Annotated in this window: 22 protein-coding genes and 2 pseudogenes; 20 read left to right on the top strand and 4 right to left on the bottom strand. The window is 71.8% G+C overall.

Features of this window, described 5'->3' with window-relative positions; all coding sequences use genetic code 11:
- The first annotated feature begins 41 nt into the window (after window positions 1-41).
- The 18 genes and pseudogenes from ACYVPE_RS00665 to ACYVPE_RS00580 all read left to right on the top strand — a co-directional run bounded on the left by ACYVPE_RS00665 (window position 42) and on the right by ACYVPE_RS00580 (window position 17787).
- Window positions 42-200, top strand: coding sequence for a hypothetical protein (locus ACYVPE_RS00665; RefSeq protein WP_461031321.1), 159 nt, complete (start codon window positions 42-44; stop codon window positions 198-200).
- A gap of 71 nt (window positions 201-271) precedes the next feature.
- Complete coding sequence (locus ACYVPE_RS00660; protein WP_461031320.1) at window positions 272-1321, top strand: methyltransferase domain-containing protein; 1050 nt, start codon at window positions 272-274, stop codon at window positions 1319-1321.
- 126 nt (window positions 1322-1447) lie between these two features.
- The gene (locus tag ACYVPE_RS00655) at window positions 1448-1816 is read left to right on the top strand and encodes a DUF6313 family protein (protein ID WP_461031319.1); all 369 of its coding nucleotides are present in this window, start codon (window positions 1448-1450) and stop codon (window positions 1814-1816) included.
- A gap of 396 nt (window positions 1817-2212) precedes the next feature.
- Entirely contained in the window at window positions 2213-3007 is a 795-nt protein-coding gene (locus tag ACYVPE_RS00650; RefSeq protein WP_461031318.1) for a pentapeptide repeat-containing protein, read from the top strand.
- Between the two features lie 108 nt (window positions 3008-3115).
- Window positions 3116-3322 carry a hypothetical protein gene (locus ACYVPE_RS00645; protein WP_461031317.1) on the top strand — a complete coding sequence of 69 codons (207 nt, stop codon included), beginning with the start codon at window positions 3116-3118 and terminating at the stop codon, window positions 3320-3322.
- A gap of 1095 nt (window positions 3323-4417) precedes the next feature.
- Window positions 4418-5026: a restriction endonuclease gene (locus tag ACYVPE_RS00640; protein WP_461031316.1), complete on the top strand. Its 609-nt coding sequence runs from the start codon at window positions 4418-4420 to the stop codon at window positions 5024-5026.
- A 637-nt stretch (window positions 5027-5663) separates the two neighbouring features.
- Window positions 5664-6086: a hypothetical protein gene (locus ACYVPE_RS00635; protein WP_461031315.1), complete on the top strand. Its 423-nt coding sequence runs from the start codon at window positions 5664-5666 to the stop codon at window positions 6084-6086.
- Between the two features lie 5 nt (window positions 6087-6091).
- Window positions 6092-6252, top strand: a pseudogene (locus ACYVPE_RS00630) (IS481 family transposase); the annotation flags it as partial.
- Window positions 6253-6525: 273 nt separating this feature from the next.
- Window positions 6526-6879, top strand: a pseudogene (locus tag ACYVPE_RS00625) (DeoR/GlpR family DNA-binding transcription regulator); the annotation flags it as partial.
- A gap of 502 nt (window positions 6880-7381) precedes the next feature.
- The gene (locus ACYVPE_RS00620; RefSeq protein WP_461031314.1) at window positions 7382-8305 is read left to right on the top strand and encodes a substrate-binding domain-containing protein; all 924 of its coding nucleotides are present in this window, start codon (window positions 7382-7384) and stop codon (window positions 8303-8305) included.
- Between the two features lie 50 nt (window positions 8306-8355).
- Entirely contained in the window at window positions 8356-9417 is a 1062-nt protein-coding gene (locus ACYVPE_RS00615; RefSeq protein WP_461031313.1) for a galactitol-1-phosphate 5-dehydrogenase, read from the top strand.
- Complete coding sequence (locus tag ACYVPE_RS00610; RefSeq protein WP_461031312.1) at window positions 9414-10976, top strand: FGGY-family carbohydrate kinase; 1563 nt, start codon at window positions 9414-9416, stop codon at window positions 10974-10976. The genes ACYVPE_RS00615 and ACYVPE_RS00610 overlap by 4 nt, the downstream gene beginning before the upstream one ends.
- Window positions 10973-11938 carry a sugar-binding transcriptional regulator gene (locus ACYVPE_RS00605; RefSeq protein WP_461031311.1) on the top strand — a complete coding sequence of 322 codons (966 nt, stop codon included), beginning with the start codon at window positions 10973-10975 and terminating at the stop codon, window positions 11936-11938. The genes ACYVPE_RS00610 and ACYVPE_RS00605 overlap by 4 nt, the downstream gene beginning before the upstream one ends.
- Window positions 11939-11943: 5 nt before the next feature.
- Window positions 11944-13479, top strand: coding sequence for a sugar ABC transporter ATP-binding protein (locus tag ACYVPE_RS00600; protein WP_461031310.1), 1536 nt, complete (start codon window positions 11944-11946; stop codon window positions 13477-13479).
- Entirely contained in the window at window positions 13476-14525 is a 1050-nt protein-coding gene (locus ACYVPE_RS00595) for an ABC transporter permease (protein ID WP_461031309.1), read from the top strand. Before ACYVPE_RS00600 ends, ACYVPE_RS00595 begins: the two co-directional genes overlap by 4 nt.
- Before the next feature lie 4 nt (window positions 14526-14529).
- Entirely contained in the window at window positions 14530-15462 is a 933-nt protein-coding gene (gene deoC, locus ACYVPE_RS00590) for a deoxyribose-phosphate aldolase (protein WP_461031395.1), read from the top strand.
- A 17-nt stretch (window positions 15463-15479) separates the two neighbouring features.
- Window positions 15480-16910, top strand: a complete 1431-nt coding sequence (locus tag ACYVPE_RS00585; protein WP_461031308.1) for an aldehyde dehydrogenase family protein — start codon at window positions 15480-15482, stop codon at window positions 16908-16910.
- The gene (locus ACYVPE_RS00580) at window positions 16903-17787 is read left to right on the top strand and encodes an aldehyde dehydrogenase family protein (protein ID WP_461031307.1); all 885 of its coding nucleotides are present in this window, start codon (window positions 16903-16905) and stop codon (window positions 17785-17787) included. Before ACYVPE_RS00585 ends, ACYVPE_RS00580 begins: the two co-directional genes overlap by 8 nt.
- 140 nt (window positions 17788-17927) lie before the next feature.
- On the opposite strand, the gene ACYVPE_RS00575 is transcribed toward ACYVPE_RS00580, so the two are convergent.
- Together ACYVPE_RS00575 and ACYVPE_RS00570 are read right to left on the bottom strand one after the other, a co-directional pair.
- The gene (locus ACYVPE_RS00575) at window positions 17928-18989 is read right to left on the bottom strand and encodes a glycoside hydrolase family 43 protein (protein WP_461031306.1); all 1062 of its coding nucleotides are present in this window, start codon (window positions 18987-18989) and stop codon (window positions 17928-17930) included.
- 135 nt (window positions 18990-19124) lie between these two features.
- Complete coding sequence (locus ACYVPE_RS00570; RefSeq protein WP_461031305.1) at window positions 19125-20021, bottom strand: NAD(P)-dependent oxidoreductase; 897 nt, start codon at window positions 20019-20021, stop codon at window positions 19125-19127.
- A gap of 57 nt (window positions 20022-20078) precedes the next feature.
- Here ACYVPE_RS00570 and ACYVPE_RS00565 point away from each other — a divergent pair, with 57 nt between their 5' ends.
- On the top strand, window positions 20079-20429 hold the full coding sequence (locus ACYVPE_RS00565) for a winged helix-turn-helix transcriptional regulator (protein WP_461031304.1): 351 nt from the start codon (window positions 20079-20081) through the stop codon (window positions 20427-20429).
- Window positions 20430-20622: 193 nt separating this feature from the next.
- Here ACYVPE_RS00565 and ACYVPE_RS00560 read toward each other — a convergent pair whose 3' ends face one another.
- Together ACYVPE_RS00560 and ACYVPE_RS00555 are read right to left on the bottom strand one after the other, a co-directional pair.
- Entirely contained in the window at window positions 20623-22020 is a 1398-nt protein-coding gene (locus tag ACYVPE_RS00560) for a sulfatase family protein (protein ID WP_461031303.1), read from the bottom strand.
- Window positions 22017-23228, bottom strand: a complete 1212-nt coding sequence (locus ACYVPE_RS00555) for a sulfatase-like hydrolase/transferase (RefSeq protein ID WP_461031302.1) — start codon at window positions 23226-23228, stop codon at window positions 22017-22019. The genes ACYVPE_RS00560 and ACYVPE_RS00555 overlap by 4 nt, the downstream gene beginning before the upstream one ends.
- 316 nt (window positions 23229-23544) lie before the next feature.
- Between ACYVPE_RS00555 and ACYVPE_RS00550 the strand changes: the two genes are divergently transcribed.
- Entirely contained in the window at window positions 23545-24144 is a 600-nt protein-coding gene (locus tag ACYVPE_RS00550) for a TetR/AcrR family transcriptional regulator (protein ID WP_461031301.1), read from the top strand.
- Window positions 24145-24151 lie beyond the last annotated feature (7 nt).

Raw genomic sequence — 24151 nt, 5'->3', positions numbered from 1 at the left:
TGCGCGAGCACGCAACCGCGTTGCGCACAGGGGAGGCAGGCATGGCGGGGCAGCACCGCGACGACAAGCCGACGGGCAGCAGCAGCAAGTTGCCGGGGGCCGAGTGGGAAGCGCCGAGCGACACCTACCCGGACAGCGGATCGCCACAGGGCGGGGGAGCGCATCGTCGGCCCAAGGACGACGACGAGGACACGGAGTGAACCCGCTGCTGTCGAGACCCGGCGTAGTGCCTGCCTCCGCCGCGCCCGCGTGGCGCGAGGTGTTCAGGGCTGTGCCGCGCGCCGCGTTCCTGCCGGATCAGGTCTGGCCGTTCGCCGCCGATACCGGTGCCGGCCGGGCGGTCGACCGCCCGGTGGACCCGGCGGCGTGGCTGCGGATCGCGGAGGGCGACGGCCCGGTGATCACCCAGTGGGACGACGGCGCGCACCGCGGCCCGGAACCGGGGCAAGACCCGACGAGCTCGGCATCGGAACCCGGCCTGGTGGCGCGGATGCTCGATCTGCTGGACGTTGAGCCGGGGATGCACGTGCTCGAGGTCGGCACCGGGACCGGGTGGAGCGCGGCCCTGCTCGCCCACCGCCTGGGCGACGCGAACGTGGTGACCGTCGAAGTCGACCCCGGGGTGGCGGCCGCCGCCGAACGGGCGCTGGCCGAGGCCGGATTACGGCCGCGAGTCGTCGCTGGCGACGGCGTGCTCGGCGTCCCGGACGCCGCCCCCTTCGACCGGCTGATCGTCACCGCCGGCGTCCGACACATCCCGGCGGCCTGGCTGGCCCAGGTGCGGCCCGGCGGCGCTATCCTCCTGCCTTACGGCACCCCGTACGTGCAGAGCGACGCTCTGCTGCGCCTGACGGTTCACCCGGACGGCACCGCGTCAGGCCGGTTCCTCAGCCTGGTGCGGTTCATGAAGCTCCGGACCCAGCGGGCGGAGCGTGCGCCGTCTCCGAAGGGCCTGCCCTTCAGGGATTTCAGCACGGAGGTGTGGCCGCAGCACGGACCCTGGCACCCGTTCCCGTTCATCGCCGGCCTGCGGATCCGCGGGGCCATCCACGCCGTGCAGGAGCACGTGGACGGGCACACTCAGTGGCTCTACAGCCGCACTACGCCTGGCTGGACGGCCGCGGTGCGCCGCGGCGATGACGAGGTCGTCGTCCGCCAGGCCGGCGAACGCGCGCTGTGGGACGAGCTCGTGGAGACGTACACGTGGTGGACCGGGCTCGGGGAGCCGAGTGTCGACCGGTATGGGCTCACGGTCCAACCTGACGGCGAGCACCGGGTCTGGCTGGATGAGCCGGAGAACGTCATCGCGACAAGGCGGTGAGCACTGCGTCCGCAGCCCCCTCCGTGGCCCCTGTCCAGATTTCCTGGAACCACCCACTCGTGACCGCGCGTGCCGCTACGGTGATTGTGTGGTCTCATCTGCGATTCCTCCCCGCCCCCGCCTGGAGTGATAGGGCGGATACGGCTGTGGTGGGCGTCTCGCGATGCGCTGCCTCGTCTCCCGCGGTGGTTACTCATTCGGGCAGCCCCAGTTCTCGGGGCTGTTGGCGGCCTGTTCGTTCTCAACGGCCTACTGGTCGGCTGGGTGAAGGCGTACACCGTGCTGGTGGGCATCACGTCCCCGGCCGAGGTCGACCCGGCCTGGTGCGCTTGGCCTCTCTCCGTGGCCGGTTGGGCTCTGCTCCCAGCCCTCATCGGTGGGCTGGTCGGCTACATTGTGGCCGGTCAGATCGAGGCCCATCGCAACCAGGACCTGGCAGACATCCTTGCCGAGCTTCGAGACCGGGCTGACCGGTCGTCGAGCGGCGGGGGGTGAACCTCCTGCGCTCGTTGCATGACGTGCACAAGGAAGCCACCGATCGTGACCGCAGGACTATCGACGAACTCTGCCGGTGGCATCAGGAGCACTGGGACCGGGCTGAGGATTGTTGGCGGCAGTATGTCTCTACTCTCTCAAAAGCGCGCGAAATGCAGCACCATGGGACGAGCGAGGTACTACGACGGGCCGAAGCCGGTGCGCTGGACCTGATCAGCACCTTGATCTGCATGCCGACTGGAAGCCTGTGCCCCTTCTGCCAGCGCGCGTACCCGCCGTCCAACGCCCGGCTCGGGAGCAACCGTGGAGAATAGGCCGCTTGACGAGGTATTGCGCGACCTGCTCGATCGGGCAGTTCCTCAGGCGCGGCAGGGGCCGAGAAGGACCGCCGCCAAGATGCTCAAGGATGTGATCGGCGAGGGTGCACGGCTCGGAGAGGTACGCCGACGCCGACTTGTTGCTCTCCTAGCTGGCTCGGCTGGCGCAGAGCTGGTCGGCGTCAACCTGGCCCGCGCCGACCTGTCTGAAGCCGACCTGGTCGACGCCGACCTGGCCGGCGCCGATCTGACCGGCGCCGATCTGACCGGCGCCGACATCGCCGGTGCCAGGTTGGTTCACGCCTGCTTGATGTTCGCCAAACTCACCGAGGCCCGCCTACGTCGCGCCAACCTGACTGAGGCCAGCCTGGTCCACGCCAACTTGCTCGACGCCGACCTGACCTACGCCATCCTGAATGAAGCCGATTTGACTCGCGCCACCTTGGTTCGCGCCGACCTGACCCGCGCCACCCTGAATGGCGCTCGCCTGACCGAGGCCCACTTGCGCCGCGTCACCCTGGAGCGTGCTCACCTAGTCAACGCCCGCTTCGTCGATGCCGATCTGAGGGGCGCCGACTTGACCGGCGCCGACCTGACTCACGCCATCCTGACCGGCGCCGACCTGACCGGAGCCCACCTGACCGGCGCCGACCTGATCGGCGCCGACCTGACCGGAGCCCGAGCATCTGGTGCATTCCTTGGAGACGTGCGCTGGACAGACCGGACAGCTTGGCCACGGGGTTTCGGCGATATCCGAAGTCGGTCGGAGGAGGTCTCGCCGGGAGTCTTCCGAGTTCGTGGTGCAGGCGGTTCCGGCAGTCCAGTAGATGCGTCGACGGGTACAGGGCCAGTGCCGGCCAGCCCTCGACGTTGACTGAGACCCAGCCGAGCACGACGACGGCCGTCCCAGTGGTTTACGGCCGTACGACGCCGGGGTGGACGGCCGAGGTGGTGACGAGTTCGTGGTCCGGTAGGCGGGGAGATGCTGCGGGTCGCCGAGGACGCCCACGCCTCAGTCCTCGCCGAGGCGTTCGTGGCGCTGGCGCTGGCGCTGCGACGGACGCCCCTGCGCGACATCGCCATGGCGGCCGGCGCTGACCGACGGAACACCCTCGCTCGCGCGGGGACCACCACAGCGGCACGGCGCGCGAGTCCGGCCGGCGCGGAACACTCCTCGCAGGGGCGATGACGACACACCCCAGAGATAAGCCGCAGGTGAGGCTGGACAGTGGCGGCTGGGTGCGGAGCCGTTTTGCAGCGGACTTTCGGTCGTGTCGTTGGGCCCGGGGTGTTGCTGAAATCGCGGAGGACCGCACCCTTCGAATGATGTCATCTCGGCCCCGGTCTCTGCTCTGAACCGAGGCTGGCCCACATGAGGGAGGGCGCGGGGTGAGTGACTATCTGAGTGACAACGGGCGCGAACGGCTGTGGACGGCTGTGGATGTCGGAGGATGTCGGAGGATGGTTCGTGCAGGTCAGGCGGCTGATTCGGCTTGCCCCGCTGAGGGCTGGATTGCATGGCATGCAAGAGGTCGGGCCAAGTCTCCTCGGCTTGATGGATCGAGGCCCTCGTGAGGGAGGACCCCTGCGAGCCCATGGTCCGACGGTCTTCGGAGCGTCCGCCGCCGGTGGCTGGCCGGGGCGAATCGGGGGCGAATTGGGGTGGGTGTGTGTGATCGGCTGCGGTCCGCTCTGAGGGCGTCGCCCCAGCTCAGGGCTTGTACGGCCCGGCTTGAAAACGGGCCCGGCGGGGGCGGTGGATGAACCCGGTGTACAGGCCGACTCATCCGTCGCTCCCATGCCCCTCGGGGCGCCGGGACATGGCGGTGCGTGGGCAGCCCTCGACCGCATGCGAACAGTTAGTGATCTTGAGATGACGGATTGTCAGTGGCTACTGCTTTCATGGATTGGTCGTCTCGGGAAGGGGGCGGCACGGCGAGAGGGAAGGTGGGGCAGTGCCCACTGACAGGCACGACATCCAGGTGGACGAGACCAGAGTGCTCAAGCGCCCGAGCCCCGGCTCCAACTCCGGCCAGCAGGCACGCATCCCCAACTCCGCCACCCCAGCGGCTGTCTCCTCGGCATCCATCACGTTCGGCGCGGGGAACTCTGCACGGGGCCAGGAGCAGTTACCCAGCCGGCCGGCGGAGGCCGCCGATTCGAAGCGCCTTCAACGGTGAGCGCCCGTCCGCCGGCACGCCGCCGCACACCACCGCGCCGTCGGACTCCCAAGCGGGTCGGCGGGCAGGGAGGTCGTTGGGAACGAGCGGGGTTCTCGCTCCTCATGCTGGCGGTGGTCTGGTCTCTGTTCATCGGCGTCATGCGCTGGCTGGCCGAACACCCCGGAATCTTCGTGCTGCTGCTCCTGGCCACTGTGGCAGCGGCATTATCGGTGCGCCGGCAGTGGCAGGGGCGTGGGGGCCGTCCTTCGGCAGTACCAGAGAACGTGCCCGGATATGCCATCGGACAGATCGACGGGCTGCATCACCGTGACTTCGAGTACGCGATACGGGACCTGATGCGTCGCGACGGCTGCGCCAACGCCGTCCAGGTCGGCGGAGCCGGGGACAACGGCGCCGACGTGAAGGCCACTGACCCCTGCGGCCGCCGCTGGGTCATCCAGTGCAAGCACCGAAAGGCAGGGCTGCACGGAGCCGCGGTCGGCGTCCGCGACCTGCACGTTCTCAACGGCACCGGCCGCCCCGTCCACCACGGCGACGTGATCGTTCTTGTCACCAACGGACGCTTCACTTCCAACGCCCGCGACTTCGCACGCTCACAACGCCTACATCTCGTCGACCGACACGTGCTCGCCAAGTGGGCCACCGGTCCCACCCCGCTATGGCACCTCCTCCGCGCCGTGCCAGCACCGCGCCGCCCAACCCGCCCGTGACCCAGCCCGAGGAGTCCCTCATGTCACACGTCCGTGGGCACTACCGTCGCAACGGTTCCTACGTCCGTCCCCACACCCGCCGCACCAGGAAATCGACCAACACCCACGTCTCGCAGCAGACCTCGGCAGGCCACTCCACCCACGTTCGCGGGCACTACCGCAGTAACGGTTCCTACGTCCGTCCCCACACTCGCCGACTCAACACTCCCGCCACCGTGGTTGTGGGTGGCGGAGGGCTGTTCATCCTGTTCGCGCTACTGCTGTTCCTGGGCAGCTGTGGAGGTGCGGGCTCCTCGGCATCCACCTCTTCACACCCTGTGCCCCATGGCACCTCCCACAGTGGCAACGTGAGCTGAACCGTCCGCCGAAGGGAGGACTACGTATGCCAGGCCATCCGTCTCGGCGAGCTCGCCCGGTGGCGCCACTCGCGTCGCTGGCGGTGGGGGCCGTGGGCTGCCCGTGGAGCATGCCGGTGCACACCGAGTCCGGGTTCCAGCTGGTGGACGGTGTGCTGGTGGTGGCCCTCCCACTGTGTCCCGGCATCCAGGTGATCGCTGCCCGGGCCGTGGTGACCGCGGAAGGCCCGGGCGGAGGAGGACGTGTTGTGGGAGCCACAGAGCCGGTGGGTGGGGCGGCGATGGGTGTGTTCCGTGTCGGAGTGCCGAACGACTTCGACCGCGAGGTGGTCCCATTGACGACTCGGCTGCCCGACCGCTTCGTGGTGCGGACCGTGCTCGTCGCTGAGGACGGAGACGAGTGGTCCATGACGCGTGTCGCCTACGATCTGGTCGGCGAACCGATCAGCGCCGCCGGCATCGCCGAATCCCTCGGAGTCGCGCACCGGACCATCGGGCTTGGGGAGTACCGGGCCCAACTCCTCGCCGACGAGGCGCTACTGCCGTTCCAGCCGCCGATGCTCGCCTCGATCGCGACCAGCGTCCGCCACGGGTTCCTCAGCACGACCAGCCACGACCTCGCCCAACTACTCGGCCGACCGATCACCGACCCGCTCACCGTCGCCACGGACACCGCGGCCGCGATGCGCCCCGACGCCAGCTGACACGGATGGCTCACCGCAATGCGCCGCTGTCCATCGAAGGCCGCCGTCGCCTGATCGAACCGCTGCCCGCGCCCGACCGATCGCGCACGTCGCCGCCGAGATGGGCACCTCTCGGGCGTCGGCCTCGAAGTGGGTTGGCCGGGTGGTGCTCTGCGGCGATCAGGGCAGCCTGATCGCCAGCATGGAGGTTGAGCTGGAGGCAGCGTTCCTACCCACGGCCGTCCCTCGGGATCGCCGCTGTGGGGGATTTGTGGGGCAGCGGGCGCTAAGAGCCAGAAACCACCTGGTCAGAGATGTGTGCCGGGGAGACTGTAAATCTGCCGGCTCAGCCCACCCAGGTTCGAACCCTGGCGCCGCTACCCTGACGATACGGCATCTGACCTGCGGAAACGCGGTCAGGGGTCGTTCTTCGTTCTCCGGGGCCCCACTGGGCGTATTGCGTCTGATCGTGCCCGGAGGGCATCCCCGCGCCGCCGAAGGGGCCCTGACCGGTCCCCTCACCCTCGCCTCCCTGGCCGCGCTGCGCTTCGACACCGCCGTCATCGGCTGCTGCGGCCTGAACGCGGCCGACGGCCTCACCGCCTACGACCTCGACGACGCCGCGGTGAAGAAGGCGAGCATCGCCTCGGCACGTCGCGTCATCGCCGCCACGGACGGGCGAAAACTCGGCCGAACCGCCCACGCCCACGTCGGCCCCTCCACCCTCCTGCACACCCTCGTCACCGACGCCACCGCGCCCACCGGCGAGATCGCCGCACTCGAACACGCCGGCACCGCTGTCACAACCGCCTGACCAGGCCACCACGCCGGCGGCCGCGCCACGATCCGAGTCGGGCCGACGCCAACGACGCCAACGACGCCGGCAAGCGGCAGTCCCTGAGCGTGGCCGTCCTCCGGCCGGGAGCTGGACCCACAGCACTCGCGCGTCACGCCTCACGCCGAGCGCACGGCGGCACGCCTTCGGGGCGACCGGCGGTGGCGCGGAGACGTGGCGATGGTGCTCTTGGACCGCCTTCCACAAGGGGAGGTCCTGAGTTCGTCCCTGCGGCGGGGGCAGGTCGGCACCGTCCAGGACCAGGCCGCCGGCCGGACGATCTCCGCCGGTGCCGATGATTTGTCATGACCCTGTCCGATCCTGCTCGGATGAGCAAAAAATTCCGCATCTGTTGCCAGCGGGTTAATTCCGCGCCTACTGTCCGTCGCCAGAACCACTTCTGGAGGCTCATATGCGTACGAAGCGTGGATTGGGTGTCTGTATAGCCATATCAGGGCTTCTGGTGATCTCGGCCTGTTCGGTGTCCACCACCCCCGGCGGCTCGGACAACGGCGAGCGCTCCTCCGGGGACGGGCCCGTTTCCATCGGGTTCAGCCAGGCGACCCAGCAGTCGCCCTTCTACGTGCAGCTGCGCGAGGGAGCCGAGGCGGCGGCCGAGGACGCCGGGGCCGATCTGTACTTCGCCGACGCCGGCGGGGACGTCACCAAGCAGAACAACGACATCCAGGACCTGATCACCCGCGGTGTCGACGTGCTGCTGGTCAACCCCGTCGACCCGCAGGGTGCCCAGCCGGGGCTGGCCGCCGCCCGAGCCGCCGGCATCGAGGTCGTCACCCTGGACCGGCCGGTCCCCGAGGGCGCCGCCTCCCACGTCGGTCGGGACAACGTGGCGATGGGCCGGCTCGTCGGCGAACGCGTCGCCGCCGAGCTCGGTGACGACGGAGGCAAGGTCGTCGAGATCCGCGGCGACGCGGGCGGCGCGGTGGCCAGGGACCGCAGCGCCGGGTTCCACGAGGCCGTCGAGGCCGCCGGGAACATCGAGATCGTCGAGGGCCCCTACTGCAACTACATCCGGTCCGAGGCGGTCACTGCCATGCAGGACCTGATCCAGACCAACGCGGACGTCGACGTCGTCTACGCCCACAACGACGACATGGCGCTCGGCGCCCTCCAGGTGCTGCGCGAGAACGGCCGCGACGACGTGCTGGTGGCCGGGGTCGACGGGCTGATGGAGGCCGTCGACGCCATCGCCGGCGACACCTCCTACATCGCCACCGCGCTCAACGACCCGATCGCACTGGGCGAACGCGCCGTGCGGACCGCCGTCGCCGTCAGCGAGGGCGACGAGGTCGACGCCACCATCGACGCCGGCACCGCGCTGGTGGACAGGGACAACGCCGCCGAGTTCACCGGCGACACCACCTTCGCCCGCGCCGCCGAGTGACCCCGCGCGACCCCCTGACCGAGCGCCACCAGGAGAGGAACCACACGATCATGCCGGAGACCATGCGCGCTGCGGTGCTGCACGCCCCCCAGGACATCCGCGTCGAGGAGGTGGCGGTGCCCGTGCCGGGCCCGGACGAGGCTCTCGTCCGCGTCGCCGCCTGCGGGGTGTGCGGCTCCGACATCGCACGGATGCTGCGGCCCGGCGGCTCCTACCACCTGCCCCTGATCTGCGGCCACGAGTTCGCCGGCCACGTCGTCGCGCTGGGCGCCGACCTGGCAGCCGCCGGCGGCGTCCGCGAGGGCGACCTGGTCGCCGTGCCGCCGCTCATCCCGTGCCGCCGCTGCTCCTCCTGCGCCCGCGGCCACTTCAGCCTCTGCTCCGACTACGGCTACTTCGGCAGCCGGCGCGCCGGCGCCTACGCCGAGTACGTCACCGTTCCCGCCGGCAACCTGATGGTGCTGCCCGCCGACCTCGACCCGCGGGCCGCGGCGATGCTCGACCCGGCCGCCATCGCGTTGCACGCCATCTGGCGTACCAAGCTCCGCACCGGCCACCGGGTCGCGGTCGTCGGCGCCGGCCCCATCGGCCTGTTCGCCATCCAGTGGGCCAGGCTCGCCGGCGCCGCCGAGGTGCTCTCCGTCGACGTGAGCCAGCAGAAGGCCGCCATGGCCCTGGAGGCCGGCGCCACCCACACCGCCACCACCCCCGAGCAGGCCGCCGAACTCGCCGGCGACGGCTACGACGTCGTCGTCGAGTCCGCCGGCGTTCCGGCCACCGCCGACCAGGCCGTCTCGCTCGCCGCCCGACACGGGCACGCCGTGTTCATCGGCATCCCGCACGACCCCGTCGTGCTGCCCAAGCCCACCTTCAGCAACTTCCTGCGCCGCGAGGTCACCCTGCACGGCGCGTGGAACTCGTTCTCCGCCCCCTTCCCGGGCGACGAGTGGCGGGTCGCGGCCCGGGCCATGCACGAGGGCCGCCTGGACTGGAAGTTCATGATCACCCACGAGCTCGGCCTCGACGCGCTCCCCGAGCTGATGCGGCAGCTGGGCGAGCGGTCCGTCTTCAGCTCCAAAGTCCTGTTCCTCCCGAACGAGGAGCGGCCGTGACCGCACTCCTCGCCATCGACCTCGGCACCGAGGGCGCCCGGGTCGGCGTGTACGCGCCGGACGGCACCCCGCTCGGTACGGCCCAGAGCGGCTACCCCACCCGCTACCCCCGCCCCGGCTGGGCCGAGCAGGACCCCGAGGACTGGTGGCGCGCCGTCACCACCGCCACCCGGGCGGCACTCGCCGAGGCCGGTACGCCCCCGGTGGCCGGGGTCGCCGTGGCCACCACCGCCTCCACGGTCGCCGTCCTCGACGCCACGGGCCGTCCGCTGCGTCCCGCGCTGCTGTGGATGGACAGCCGCGCCAGTACCGAGTCGGAACGCACCGCGGCCACCGGCCACCCGGTGTTGCGGTACGCGGGCGGCGGGGACGCCGTGGAGTGGCTGGTGCCGAAGGCGATGTGGCTGGCCGGCCACGAACCGGACGTGTACCGCGCCGCCGGCCACATCACCGAGGCCGTCGACTACCTGGTGTGGCGGCTGACCGGCGAGTGGGCCGGCTCGGGGATGAACGCCGTCTGCAAGTGGAACTACGACCCGCTGGGCGCCGGGTTTCCCGACGACCTGTACGCCGAACTCGGCGTGCCCGACCTGCGCGCCAAGCTGCCGGCCCGGGTGGTGCCCGTCGGCGACCCGATCGCCCCGGTCGGTCCGGCGGCCCGCGCCGAACTCGGCATCACGGGGCCCGCCGTCGTCTCGTCCGGCGGCATCGACGCCCACCTGTCGCTCCTCGCCGTCGGCGGGCCCCGCGACGGCATGGTCTCCGTGGTCTCCGGCACCTCCACGGCGTTCGTCACCGAGATCACGGACCCGGTGTTCCCCCCGACCGTCTGGGGCCCCTACCCCGACGCGCTCAGCCGGGGCCGCTGGCTCGTCGAAGGCGGCCAGGTCACCTCGGGCTCGGTCCTCACCTGGGTCGGCGAGCAGTTCCTCGGCCGCTCCCGCGCCGACCTGCCCGCCCTGATCGAGGCCGCGACCGACGTGCCGGCGGGCGGCCACGGCCTGCTCGTCCTTGACTACTTCATGGGCAACCGCACCCCGCTGCGGGACCCCAGGCTGCGCGGCGCGGTGCTCGGCCTCACCGCCGGCACCACCCCCGAGCAGATCTACCGGGCGGCCGTCGAGGGCGTCGCCTACGGCACCCGGCAGGTGCTGGAGTCGTTCGTCGCCGGCGGCGTCCCCGTCGAGGAGGTCGTGGTCTCCGGCGGCATCCGCCACAACCCGCTGTGGCTGCGTACCACCGCCGACGTCCTGGGCCGGCCGCTGCGCCTGATCCGCGGCGACAACCTCACCCTGCGGGCCTGCGCGGTCATCGCCGCGGCCGGCGTCGGTGGCGGGGCCGGCGCCCTGGCCGCCGCCGCCGCGGGCTTCGCGCCGGTCGCCGAGCTCGTCGAGCCCGACCCCGCCACCCGTGACGTGCACGACCGCGGTTACGCCGAGTACCAGGAGGCGACCGCCGCCACCCGCGCCCTCGCGCACCGCCTCAGCGCCGCCGACCGGACCGCGGCCCCCGCCCCGCCGCCGGCCGTGCCGGCCGTCACCGGCGGGGGTGCGCCGTGAACCCCGTCGAGGACGAGGCGCTGCTCTACCAGGTCGCCACCATGTACTACGAGCGCAACCTCACCCAGGAGCAGATCGGCGAGCAACTGCACTTCACCCGCTGGAAGGTGGGCCGGCTGCTGGCCGACGCCCGAGAGGCCGGCATCGTGCGGATCGAGGTGGTCCACCCCAGGACCCGCATGCACCACCTGGAGGAGCGGCTCACCGAGACGTTCGGCCTGCGCGGCGCCGTCGTGGTGGCCCGCGCGCCCTCCGAGGACGAGGAGGAGCTGCGGGTCCGGGTCGCCGAGGCAGGCGCCGACTACCTGGCGCGGCTGCGGCCCTCGCCCAGGCTGCTCGGCGTGTCCTGGGGCCGCACCCTCGACCAGCTGGCCCGCGCCCTCACCCCGGGCTGGGCGCACGGCGTGCACGTCGTGCAGATCAACGGCGGCCTCAGCCGCTCCCGGCGGCCCAGCTCCGCGCAGGACATGGCCAGCCGCATCGCGCACCTGGGCCAGGGCACCGTCACGGTGCTGCCGGCGCCGGCCATCGTCGAGCAGGAGACCACCCGCAGGGTCCTGGAGGAGGACAGCGCGGTCGCCGAGGTGCTGGCCCACGCGTCGGCCGCCGACACCGCACTGTTCAGCCCCGGCGGGATAGGGAGCGACTCGGTGCTGGTCGGCTCCGGCTACCTGGACGCCGACGACCTGCGGCGGCTGGCCGCCGCGGGCGCGGTCGGCGATGTCGCCGGCCGGTTCATCGACGCCGCCGGCCACGTCGTCGACCCGGAGCTGGACGCCCGCACCCTCGGCATGGCGCTCGACGACCTGCGTCGCCGGCCGGTGTCGGTGGCCGTCGTGTCCGGCGTCGCCAAGCACGCGGTCTGCACGGCCGTCGTGACCAGCGGGCTGTGCAACACCCTCGTCACCGACGACCACACCGCCTTCCATCTGCTGAACCCCGGCCAATGCGAGGAGCGCTGAGCACCGTGAGCGACCACGAGACGCCGCCCCCGGGCGCGGCACCACGGCTGCGGATGCGCGGCATCGTCAAGCGGTTCCCCGGCACCCTGGCCTGCGACCACGCCGACCTGACCGTGCTGCCCGGCGAGACACACTGCCTGCTCGGCGAGAACGGCGCCGGCAAGAGCACCCTGATGAAGATCCTCGCCGGCTCCCTCCAGCCCGACGCGGGCGAGATCACTATCGACGGCACACCGGTGCGCCTCACCAGCCCCCAGGCGGGGATGGCCGCCGGCATCGCCGTCATCTACCAGGAACTCGACCTCATCCCCGACCTGACCGTCGCCCAGAACGTCCTCCTCGGCCACACCCCCGCCACCGGCCCCGTGATCCGCCGCCGGCGCCGCGCCGAACTGGCCCGCGCCGCCGTGGCCCGGGTCGGCGGCGACTTCCCCGTCACCGCGAAGGTGCGGGACCTGCCCATCGCCGCCCAGCAGCTCACCGCGATCGCCAAGGCCCTCACGGCCGACGCGCGGCTGATCGTGATGGACGAGCCGTCCGCGACCCTCGGCGAGAACGACCTGCGGAAGGTCTTCGACGTGATCCGTTCCCTCACCGCCGAGGGCCGCTCCGTCATCTACATCTCGCACCGCATGGACGAGGTGATGGAGATCGGCGACCGCGCCACCGTCCTCCGTGACGGCCGCACCGTCGGCGTCCACGACGTGCCGGCCACCACCACGGACCGGCTGGTCGCCGCCATGATCGGCGACACCCGCGAACTGGTCGGCACCACCCACCGCCCGCGGCCCTCGGGACCGCCGCTGTTCGAGGTCCGCGAGGTGCGCAGCCCCGGCCTGATCGACGTCCGCGGCATCGAGGTGCGGGCCGGAGAGATCGTCGGCCTGGCCGGCCTCGGCGGCGCCGGCCGCACCACGCTGCTGAACTCCGTGTTCGGCAACGGCCCCACGACGGCCTCGCTGTGCCTCGGCGGCGTCGAACTACGGCCCCGCAGCGCCGCCGCCGCGGTCCGCGCCGGCCTGGCGCTGGTGCCGGAGAGCCGAAAGGAACAGGGCCTGATGCTGGGCCTGTCGGTGGCCCGCAACGCCGGGGTCACCGCGCTCGGCCGACGGCCCTGGCTGGACCCGCGCGGCACCGCCCGCCGTCGGTCCCGCCCGGTCCTCACCGACCTGGGCGTCCGCCACGCCTCGCCCGACCAACTGGTGGGCCAGCTGTCCGGCGGCAATCAGCAGAAGGTCGTCCTCGCCAAGTGGATCAGCCGCGGCGGCGTCCGCGTCCTGCTGCTGGACGAACCCACCCGCGGCCTCGACGTCGGAGCCAAGGCCGACCTGTACCGGCAGGTCAGGCGCCTCGCCGACGACGGCGTCGCCGTCCTGCTCGCCAGCAGCGAGCTGAACGAGCTGACCGCCAACGCGGACCTCGTCTGGGTGCTGCACGAGGGCCGCAACGTGGCGAGCTTCGCCCCCCGCACCACGGCGGAGAGCGACATCGCACACACCGTCATCACCGGAATGGCGCCACACACAGGAGCGACACCATGAGCACTTCGTCCCCGGGACCGGAGACAGCCGTGACGTCCCGCACCCCGGAGCCGGCCCCGGCCGGAACCGGGCCCGTCGCCGCGGTGCGCGGCCCGGCGGGCCGGCGGGGTGCCGAACTGGTCGTCAGGTTCAACCTGGTCATCGTCTTCCTGGCGCTGTGCGTCGTGGCCAGCTTCCTCTCCCCGGAGTTCCTCACCACCAGGAACCTGTCGAACCTCCTTCAGCAGTCGGCGCTCACCGGCATCGTCGCCGTCGGCATGACGATGGTCATCCTCACCGCCGGCATCGACCTGTCGGTCGGCAGCGTCGCCGCGTTCGGCGGCATGACGGTGGCCCTGCTGCTCGACCACGACATGAACATGGTGCTGGCGATCGCCCTCAGCCTCGCCGTGGGCGCCGGCTTCGGCGCGCTGATGGGCGGCCTGTCCGCCTACCTGTCGCTGCCCGCCTTCATGACGACGTTGGCGGGGCTCACCGCGATCCGCGGCCTCACCTATCTGCTGACCGACGGAGAACCGGCGAGTGCCGGCTCCTCGGAGGCGTTCCAGCTCATCGGCGGCGGCTTCGTCGGCTACGTGCCCATCGCCGGCCTCGTCTTCATCGGTGTCGCGATCCTCGCCGGGCTCGTCCTGCGCGGCACCACGTTCGGCGAGTACGTCTACGCCGTCGGCAGCAACAAGGAGGCCGCGCGGCTGTCGGGCCTGCCCGTCCGGGGCGTCATCACCGCCGTCTTCGCGATCTCCGGCGCCCTGTCGGCGCTGGCCGGCGTCCTGCTGACGTCCCGCCTGACCATCGGCCAGCCCACCGCCTTCAACGGCCTGGAGCTGGACGCGATCGCCGCGGTCGTCCTCGGCGGCACCAACCTGTTCGGTGGGCGTGGCGGTGTCCTGGGCACCTTCGTGGCGGTGCTGCTGCTGTCGGTGCTGCGCAACCTGTGCAACCTGATGGGCCTTGGCTCCTTCTTCCAGATGGTCGTGACCGGCCTGATCCTCGTCGTCGCCCTCATCCTCAACATGGTCATAGAGAAGCGGGGTTCCCGTGCCTGACCTGATGCCCTCGCCAGGACCCGGCGCCACGTCCGCCGCCTGGCGCACCTTCCTGCACGGTCTGCCCGGGGTCGACGCGGTGGGCCTCGAAGGCCGCGCCGCGGCCCTGGCCACCCGCTCGATCAAGACCACGGCCAAGGCGTTCGCGCTGGACCTGGCCCTGTCCATGGTGGACCTCACGACCCTGGAGGGCGCCGACACGCCCGGCAAGGTGCGGTCGCTGTGCGCCAAGGCCGTGCTGCCCGACCCCGGTGACCCCACCGCGCCATCGGCCGCGGCCGTCTGCGTCTACCCGGACCTGGTGCGGGTGGCGAAGCGGGCGCTGGCCGGCTCCTGCGTCAAGGTGGCCTCGGTGGCCACCGGCTTCCCCGCCGGCCGGGCGCCGCTGGACGTCAAGCTCCTGGACACCCGGGAGGCGGTGGCGGCGGGCGCCGACGAGATCGACATGGTCATCGACCGGGGCTCGTTCCTCGCCGGCGACCACCGCACGGTGCACGACGAGATCGCCGCCGTCCGCGAGGCGTGCGGTACCGCGCACCTGAAGGTGATCCTGGAGACCGGCGAACTGGCCTCCTACGACGCGGTGCGCCGCGCCTCGTGGCTGGCGATGCTGGCCGGCGCGGACTTCATCAAGACCTCGACGGGCAAGGTGGCGCCCGCCGCGACGCTGCCCGTGACGCTGCTGATGCTGGAGGCGGTGCGGGACTTCCGCGTGGCCACCGGGCGGCAGGTGGGTGTGAAGCCGGCGGGCGGCATCCGGACGACCAAGGACGCGCTGCGCTACCTGGTCGTGGTCAAGGAGACGGCGGGCGAGGACTGGTTGGACCCGGCGTGGTTCAGGTTCGGCGCCTCCAGCCTGCTGAACGACCTGTTGATGCAGCGGCAGAAGCTGACGTCCGGCCGGTATTCGGGCCCGGACTACGTGACGGTGGACTGAGTGGGGCTGACGAGATCATGAAATTCGAGTACGCGCCGGCGCCTGAGTCCCGGGCGACCGCCGAGATCGCCCCGTCCTACGGCCTGTTCGTCGACGGCGAGTTCCGCGAGGCGGCGGACGGCGGGACGTTCAAGACCGTCTCCCCCTCGACGGAGGAGGTGCTCTCCGAGGTCGCCCAGGGCGGCGAGGCCGACGTGGACGCGGCGGTGGCCGCGGCCCGCGCCGCGTTCCCCGGCTGGTCGGCGCTGCCGGGCGCCGAGCGCGCCAAGTACCTGTTCCGGATCGCGCGGTTGGTGCAGGAGCGGGCGCGGGAGTTGGCCGTGCTGGAGTCGTTGGACAACGGCAAGCCGATCCGGGAGACCCGGGACACCGACCTGCCGCTGGTGGCGGCGCACTTCTTCTACTACGCGGGATGGGCCGACAAGTTGGCCCACGCGGGCTTCGGCCCCAACCCGCGCCCGCTGGGCGTGGCCGGCCAGATCATCCCGTGGAACTTCCCGCTGCTGATGCTGGCCTGGAAGATCGCGCCCGCCCTGGCCACCGGCAACACGGTGGTGCTGAAACCGGCCGAGACCACGCCGCTCACCGCGCTGCGCTTCGCCGAGATCTGCCGGCAGGCGGGCCTGCCGGCGGGCGTGGTGAACATCGTGCCCGGGGACGGCACCACGGGCGCGACGCTGGCCGCCCACCCGGGCGTGGACAAGGTGGCGTTCACCGGTTCCACCGAGGTCGGCCGCGCCATCGCCCGCCAGCTGGCGGGCACCGGCAGACGGCTCACCCTCGAACTCGGCGGCAAGGGCGCCAACATCGTGTTCGACGACGCGCCGCTCGACCAGGCCGTCGAGGGTGTGGTCAACGGCATCTTCTTCAACCAGGGCCACGTCTGCTGCGCGGGCTCCCGCCTGCTGGTGCAGGAATCCGTCGCGGAGGAACTGCTCGACCGCCTCAAGCACCGGATGGCGACGCTGCGGGTCGGTGACCCGCTGGACAAGAACACCGACGTCGGGGCCATCAACTCCGCCGAACAGCTCGCCAGCATCCGCACCCTGGCCGACGCCGGCGAGGCGGAGGGGGCCACACGCTGGTCCCCGCCGTGCGACCTGCCAGGCAACGGCTACTGGTTCGCGCCGACGGTGTTCACCGACGTGGCCACATCGCACCGGATCGCGCGGGAGGAGATCTTCGGCCCCGTGCTGTCCGTGTTGACGTTCCGCACCCCCGACGAGGCCGTCGCCAAGGCCAACAACACCCCCTACGGACTCTCCGCCGGCGTCTGGACCGAGAAGGGCTCCCGGACGCTGTGGATGGCCCAGCGGCTGCGCGCCGGCGTGATCTGGTCCAACACCTTCAACAAGTTCGACCCCACCTCACCCTTCGGCGGCTACCAGGAATCCGGCTACGGCCGCGAGGGAGGCCGACACGGACTGGAGCCCTACCTCGATGCCTGACCACAAGCCCACCCCACCCACCACGCCACTGCGGGTGCTGAAGACGTACAAGCTGTTCATCGCCGGGGCCTTCCCCCGGTCCGAGAGCGGACGGGTGTATGAGGTGACCGATCCCAAGGGCCGCTGGCTGGCCAACGCACCGCTCGCCTCCCGCAAGGACGCCCGCGACGCCGTGACCGCCGCCCGCAAGGCGTTCCCCCGCTGGTCCACCACCACCGCCTACAACCGCGGCCAGATCCTCTACCGCGTCGCCGAAATGCTCCAGGGCCGGCACCACCAGTTCACCGCGGAGGTCGCCGACAGCCAGGGCACCAGCACGCGCAAGGCCGCCGCCCAGGTCGACGCGGCGATCGACCGGTGGATCTGGTACGCCGGCTGGACCGACAAGATCGGGCAGACCATGGGCGCCACCAACCCCGTCGCCGGCCCCTACCTCAACCTCTCCACACCGGAACCCACCGGGGTGGTGGCGGTCTGCGCCCCCACCGCCTCACCTCTCCTCGGCCTGGTGTCGGTCCTGGCACCCGTCCTCGCCGGCGGCAACACGGCCGTTCTGATCGCCGACCCGGCCGCCCCCCTACCGGCCCTGACCCTCGGCGAAGTACTGGCCACCTCCGACCTGCCGGCGGGCACCGCCAACATCCTCACCGGCCGCCTCGCCGACCTCGCCCCCACACTCGCCGCCCACCAGGACGTCAACGCCCTCGACCTCACCGGCGCCGGCGACCTCGCACCGGATCTCCAGGCCGCCGCGGCCGACACCCTCAAACGAGTCCACCTGCCCGACCCGGCCGAGGACTGGACCGCGACCCCCACGGTCCGGCGCCTCCACACCTTCCTGGAGACCAAGACCGTCTGGCACACCATCGGCACCTGACCCGTGCCCGCGAACCTGGCACGCCCGGCCCCCACCACCCCGACACCGTCGGCGCCCTCAGCGAGCACCTGCCAGGGCACGATCCGGACCTGGCCGGCGCGCTGTTCTCGCCGCTGCTCGGCGAGCCTCCCCGGCCTGGCTCAGGGCTCGCCGCCGTCGAGGTCGCGGCGGCGTCGGCCGAGGGTGAAGCGGTCGCCGGCGTCGTGGAGTTCGTACAGCCGGGCGCGGCTGTCCGGCGAGCCGAAGGGGTGGTGCAGGACCAGCAGCAGGGTGCCGTCGAAGGCGCGGAACGGCATGCCGTGGCCGCTGTTGTCCTCGACCAGCACCGGCCGCTGCTCCCAGGGGCCCGCCAGGGTGCCGGAGGCCGAACGGGCCTGCGTCTGCACGTAGTACTGGGCGCCGGACGGGCCCATCCAGGTGGACCACAGCATCAGCAGGTCGCCCGTGCGGCTGCGGTGGAACTGGGGGCCGTCGGTGACATAGGTGAGCGGCGCGGCGGTCGCGGTGACCACCTGGTTGATGCCCAGGGCGTCGGACGCCTTGAACAGGTGCACCGGGTCGCCGACGGTGCCGGTCAGGTCCTGGGTGAGGCGAACGGCCTCCATCGTCCCGTCGAGGCGCTGGACCCACTCGTGCGCGTAGACCAGCCAGGGCTGACCGCGCTCGACGAACAGCGTGCCGTCCAGCGCCATGAACGTGTCGGGCGTGTGCGGGCGGTCGAGGTTCAGCGGCGTGAACGGGCCGGCCGGCGAGTCGCCGACGGCCACGATCGTGCCGCGCCGGTGGGTGCGGTACGGCACCTCGGGCGGCGCGGCCAACTCCGCCTCGGCGTCGTGCAGGGTGACGAACAGGTACCACCGGCCGCGGTGGCGGTGCACCTCGGGCGCCCAGCCGCCGTCCGTCGCCCAGTTGCCCTCCGGCACCCGGAAGACGACGTAGGGCCCCTGCCAGGAGACCAGGTCCCGGCTGCGATAGCCGAAGGTGACGAGCCCCGGTTCCTGACTGTCCTCGGGGGTGGTGTGGTAGAGGTGGTAGGTGCCGGTGCTCCGGTCGGCGACGACGAACGCGTCGTGCGCCCAGAACTCGTTCAGCCGCAGCCCACTCGGTGGCTCGTCGGCGGCGTGCGCCGCGCCACCGGCCAGGGGCACGGTGGCGGCGGCTCCCAACGCTCCGATGAGGGCGCGTCGTCCGATGGGCGTCATGGGATCACTCCTGGCTGTCGCGCGGGACCACGGGACGTGAACGCGCGCAGCGTAAAAGCGAGTTCGAAAGAAAGTCAACGCATCTGCGCAACTCCGAACACCATCGTCCAGGCCGGAGCGGGTGCTGCCGCCGGCTCAGCGGGGGTTCATGATGTCGATGACCCGCATGAATCCGTCGGTGTCGTGCCCACGTCCGATGGCGCGGCGGGCGAGGCCCTCGGCGGCGCGCATGAGGCTCGCGTCGATGCCGTGTCCCTCGGAGGTGTGGACGATGTGGGCCATCGTCGACACGGTCGAGGTGATCGGGTTGATGTCACCGGTGTACTCACCGTTGTCGATGTCCTCCGCGCCGAGTTCGAACATCGGCGGCAGGATCGTGGCGATGCCCCGGGCGAACGGCGCCAGTTCCCGGGCGGTGATCCCCTCCGCCCGCGCCACGGCCACCGCGTGCGCGTAGCCGGCCATCGCCGTCCAGAAGATGTCGAGCAGGGCGATGTCGTAGGCGGCGGCGCGGCCGATCTCCATACCGAGGTGCGTGTGGGAGCCGCCGAGTGCGTCCAGGACTTTCCGGTGTTCGTCGTAGAGCGGTTCCGGCCCGCTATGCAGGAACACGGCGTCCGGTGTTCCGATGGTCGTGGTCGGCGTCATGATCGCGCCGTCCAGGTAGCCGATGCCGTGTTCCGCCGCCCAGGCGGCGGCGTCGCGTGCCCGGTCGGGGGTGTCGGCGGTCAGGTTCACCACCGTGCGTCCCCCGAGGGCGTCGGCGACCGCCGGGCGGCGCAGGACGGCGTCCGCGGCGTCGTGGTTCACCACGCACACCACGGTCAGTTCGCTCGCGGCGACCGCCTCCTCGGCCGTTCCGGCGCTGGTCGCGCCCCGCGCGACGAGTTCCCGGTCGCGGCCCGGGGTGCGGTTCCAGACCGTGGTCCGCAGCCCCGCGTCCAGGAACGCCCCGGCGAGCGCGCGGCCCATGGGCCCCAACCCGATGACGGTCACGGCAGACTGGTCGGGGGACTTGGCAGGTGAGGACATACCTCAGCTCAGCTCCTATCGCTTTGTCGACAGTGGTGATGGTTGTGAGGGGTGGAGATGACGCGCGGTCGCGCTCAGGACACGAACGTTTGCGGAGTGACGGCGGCGATCGCCGTGATCGACGGCAAGTGGAAGACCGCCCTGCTGTGGGCCCTGGAGTTCGGCCCCCAGCGTCCGGGCGAGCTTCGCCGGCGGCTACCGGAGATCAGCGAGAAGGTCCTGACCCAGGCGCTCCGGGAGATGGAGGCCGACGAGCTGGTGCACCGGCGGGTGTACGACGAGCTGCCGTTGAAGACGGTCTACTCCCTGACCGCCCTCGGCCGCGAGCTCGCCGACGCGCTGGCGCCCCTCTCCGACTGGGGACACCGGCGCCTGGACCGGCTCACCGGGGCCCACGCCGCCTCCTGACATCGCCGACCTCCCCGGCACCTCGACCCCGGCCGGCCCTCCCGGCCGCCGCACACACAGCCTCACCCGGACGCGAGGCCGCCGACAAGTACCCACAAAAAAGTGGGTACGTCGCGCCACCGAAGGGGGCCGGCGTACAGGCCGACTCGTCCGCCCCGTGGTCGCGTCATGCATCCGGTGGCGTCGGCAGGCGTCAGGGCGTGCCGTAGCGCTCGGCGTGGTCCGCCCGCAGGGCGGCGTCGAACTCGTCGATGCGGGCGCTGAGCGTCGCGACGAGTTCGGGGTGGTGCCGGGAGAGGTCGTAGCACTCGCCGGGGTCGCGGGCGAGGTTGAAGAGCTGCGGCAGTTCCTCGGTGGTGGAGAAGCCGCGGCCGGTGAAGTACGGTCCTGGCGCGCGGCGCACGTGCAGCTTCCAGTCGCCGCGCCGCACGGCGTTGCAGTTGCCGATGGACGGCGTCCGCTGGTCGTCGTAGTAGAAGATGTCGCCGCGGTCCACCCGGCGGCCGGTGGTCAGGGCGCGCAGGATGCTGCGGCCGTCGATGGTGCGGTCCGGTTCCGGCTCGACGCCCGCGGCCTCGAGCAGGGTCGGGAGGACGTCCACCAGGGAGGTGGGCTGGCGGTAGGTGACCCCGGCGGGCACGACGGCGGGCCACTCGACCACGAACGGCACGCGCTGGCCGCCCTCGTACGTCTCGACCTTGCGGCCGTACAGGTCCCCGGCGCTGCCGACGTACCACGGCCCGTTGTCGCTGGTGAAGATCACGCAGGTGTTGTCGCGGACGCCGAGGGCGTCGAGCTCGTCGAGCAGGACGCCCACGTAGTGGTCGATCTCCTCCACCGAGTCGCCGTGCGGGCCCGCCGCCGAGCGGCCGGCGAACTCCGAGGCGAGGGGCTCGTGCGGCTGGGTGATGGCGAGGTAGACGAAGAACGGCTGGTCGGCGTGGGCGCGGATGAAGGCGATCGCCTCCTGCGAGTAGCGCCGCGTCAGGCTCGCCTGGTCCGGGGGCTGTTCGGTGATCTCCCGGTCGTCGTAGAGCGGCAACGGCGCCATGTCGTTGGAGTACGGCAGGCCGAAGTAGCGGTCGAAGCCGTGCTCCATGGGGTGCAGTCCGGGGTCGACGGCGGGGTTGCCGAGGTGCCACTTGCCGATGTGGGCCGTCGCGTAGCCCGCGCCCCCGAGGTAGGTGGCGAGCGTGGTCTCGCGCGACGACATCCCGTTGGTGTGGTCGGGGAAGAGCACGGTCGCGAGGTTCACGCGCGGCGCGTAGCAGCCGGTCATCAGCGAGGCGCGGGACGGGGTGCAGGTGGGAGCGCCGGCGTAGAAGTCGGTGAAGCGCATGCCGCGCCGTGCCATGCCGTCGATGGCAGGCGTGCGCACCAGCGGTGAGCCGTAGCAGCCGGGGTCGCCGTAGCCGAGGTCGTCGCAGTAGACGATGACGACGTTCGGGGGGACGGCCTCCGCGCCCTGGGCGGGGGTGGCGGCGCTGACGCCGGCGACGGTGGCCAGGCCCATGGCGCCCGACCCCTTGAGGACGGTGCGTCGGGTGGCGGATGTCGTGGCCGGCGTGGCGTCGGGGGGTATGGCGCTCATGCGGTCGTTGTCTCCTTCCACGCCGCCGCCTCGGCGGCGACGTCGTCCCGCAGCTCCTCCAGCGGCCCGCGCAGCCGCTCCACGACGTCCGGGTGGAGCGCGGCCAGGTTGTACGCCTCGCGGACGTCGGCCGTGACGTCGAACAGCTGCGGCATGTACGCGGTCCGATGGGCGCCGAACGCGACGTGCAGCTTCCAGCGGTCGCTGCGCACGGCGTTCAGCCACTCGTCGAAGAAGAGGTAGACAGGTCCCCGGTCGGGCGCGGGGCGGCCGGACAGCAGCGCCGACATGTCCTCGCCGTCGAGGCCGTCCGGCGGGTCCACTGCGGCGAGCGCGCACAGCGACGGCGTCAGGTCCAGCAACGACCGCGGCGTCCGGTCGCGGGTGCGGCGGGTGACGGACGGCCAGGAGGCGATGAACGGGACGCGGACGCCGCCGTCGAAGACCTCGGGTTTGCGGCCGCGCCGCTCCTGGTTGCGCCCCTCGTAGCGCGGGCCGTTGTCGCTGGTGACGATCACCAGCGTGCGGCGGGTCAGGCGCCTGCGGTCGAGGTGACGCAGGAGCACGTCGAGGTAGTGGTCGAGCTGCTCGACCAGGTCGCCATAGGCGCCGGCGGCCGACGCGCCGTGGAAGCGGGGCTCGACCCGGTAGGGGGCGTGCGGTCCGAGGTGGGACAGGACGGCGAGGAACGGGCCGTCGCGGTGGTCGTCGACGAAGTCCAGGGCGGCGTCGGTGAGGTGACGCGCGGCCAGCGCCGAGTCGGTGTCGTCCACGACGGCCGTCCGCCCCTCGTACCAGGCCAGCGGCGTGACGTCGGTGCCGTGCAGGGTGCCCTCGAAGCGGTCGAAGCCGTGATCGAGCGGGTGCTGGCCCGGCCGCGCGCCGAGCCGCCACTGACCGAAGAGACCGGTGGCGTAGCCCGCGTCGCGGAGCAACTTCGCGACGGTGACCGCGTCCTGGGGCAGGCCGGCGTCGGAGCCGGGGGCGGTGGAGGCCGGCAGGCTGTAGCGCGCGCCGTAGCGCCCGGTGAGCAAGCCGGCGCGGGACGGCGTGTCGGTCGCGGCGGCGGCGTACATCGCCTCGCAGACGACGCCGGTGGCCGCCAGCCGGGTCGTCGCCGGCGTACGCAGGAGGCGCGAGCCGTAAGGACCGAGATCACCGACGCCCAGGTCGTCCGCCAGAACCACGACAACGTTGGGTGGCACCATGGCCCCGCCTTCCTCCACATGACAGGAACACGGCGACCGTAGAAGACTTTTATGAAATCGCCAACATCTTCGACAAGGAGAGGGCGAGCTTTTTCCACGAAGTGTCGAAAGTGGTGCTCGCGCGACGCTTCGTCGCCGCGGGCGTCACGGCCGGCACACGGTCCTGGTCCGATCGCGTCCAGCGTCGGCCTGACCTGGGCATACAGTACGATTCCGTGGGGGCGGGAGCGGAACACATACACGTCGCAGGTGGGGAAGCCCCCTGGAACGCAGGAAGCTCCCTGAGCATCAGGCTGAGGGCGATATGGAGTGTGCGATGCCCGCCGAAGCACCGGCCCCCGCGGTTCGCCGCCCGCGGATGAGTCCCGGGCGCGAACTGGAGCTGCTGACCACCGCCGTCGAGGTGCTTCGGGAGGTCGGTTACGACGCGCTGACGATGGACGCGGTGGCGGCGCGTGCCCGGTGCAGCAAGGCGACGTTGTACCGGCAGTGGCAGGGCAAGCCGCGCATGGTGGCGGCCGCGCTGTACGCCACGCGTCCCGTGGACGCGGGGGCGATAGACACCGGCACGCTGCGTGGTGATCTGCTGGCCTTCGCCGGCACCTTGGCGGACCAGGCGGAGAAGGACACCCCGCTCATCGCGGGCCTCGCCCACGCGACCCTCGCCGATCCGGCTCTGGCCAGGGCACTCAGGGAGACGCTGATCGAGCCGGAGCGCGAACACCTCACCTCCTTCGTCCACCGCGCCGTCGAACGCGGCGAACTGCCCGACCGCTCCTCCGCGGCGGCCTTCCTGCCACAGCTGCTCTTCGCCGCGCTGCTCACCCGCCCGCTGTTCGAGGGGACCTACGCGGACGCCGACTACCTGGTCGGCTTCATCGACAACGCCGTCCTGCCCGCCCTGCGGAACGGCTGACCGCGCC

The organism is Streptomyces mayteni, from assembly GCF_054783955.1.
This window is presented reverse-complemented; position numbering and strand designations above follow the sequence as displayed.

Coding starts and splice junctions, on each gene's coding strand:
- ACYVPE_RS00550 (WP_461031301.1), top strand. CDS start 23,545: ATGCCCGCCGAAGCACCGGCCCCCGCGGTTCGCCGCCCGCGGATGAGT.
- ACYVPE_RS00570 (WP_461031305.1), bottom strand. CDS start 20,021: ATGTCCTCACCTGCCAAGTCCCCCGACCAGTCTGCCGTGACCGTCATC.
- deoC (WP_461031395.1), top strand. CDS start 14,530: ATGCCCTCGCCAGGACCCGGCGCCACGTCCGCCGCCTGGCGCACCTTC.
- ACYVPE_RS00555 (WP_461031302.1), bottom strand. CDS start 23,228: ATGGTGCCACCCAACGTTGTCGTGGTTCTGGCGGACGACCTGGGCGTC.
- ACYVPE_RS00640 (WP_461031316.1), top strand. CDS start 4,418: ATGCTGGCGGTGGTCTGGTCTCTGTTCATCGGCGTCATGCGCTGGCTG.
- ACYVPE_RS00650 (WP_461031318.1), top strand. CDS start 2,213: ATGCTCAAGGATGTGATCGGCGAGGGTGCACGGCTCGGAGAGGTACGC.
- ACYVPE_RS00560 (WP_461031303.1), bottom strand. CDS start 22,020: ATGAGCGCCATACCCCCCGACGCCACGCCGGCCACGACATCCGCCACC.
- ACYVPE_RS00585 (WP_461031308.1), top strand. CDS start 15,480: ATGAAATTCGAGTACGCGCCGGCGCCTGAGTCCCGGGCGACCGCCGAG.
- ACYVPE_RS00565 (WP_461031304.1), top strand. CDS start 20,079: ATGACGCGCGGTCGCGCTCAGGACACGAACGTTTGCGGAGTGACGGCG.
- ACYVPE_RS00580 (WP_461031307.1), top strand. CDS start 16,903: ATGCCTGACCACAAGCCCACCCCACCCACCACGCCACTGCGGGTGCTG.
- ACYVPE_RS00595 (WP_461031309.1), top strand. CDS start 13,476: ATGAGCACTTCGTCCCCGGGACCGGAGACAGCCGTGACGTCCCGCACC.
- ACYVPE_RS00635 (WP_461031315.1), top strand. CDS start 5,664: ATGGGTGTGTTCCGTGTCGGAGTGCCGAACGACTTCGACCGCGAGGTG.
- ACYVPE_RS00615 (WP_461031313.1), top strand. CDS start 8,356: ATGCCGGAGACCATGCGCGCTGCGGTGCTGCACGCCCCCCAGGACATC.
- ACYVPE_RS00645 (WP_461031317.1), top strand. CDS start 3,116: ATGCTGCGGGTCGCCGAGGACGCCCACGCCTCAGTCCTCGCCGAGGCG.
- ACYVPE_RS00575 (WP_461031306.1), bottom strand. CDS start 18,989: ATGACGCCCATCGGACGACGCGCCCTCATCGGAGCGTTGGGAGCCGCC.
- ACYVPE_RS00665 (WP_461031321.1), top strand. CDS start 42: ATGGCGGGGCAGCACCGCGACGACAAGCCGACGGGCAGCAGCAGCAAG.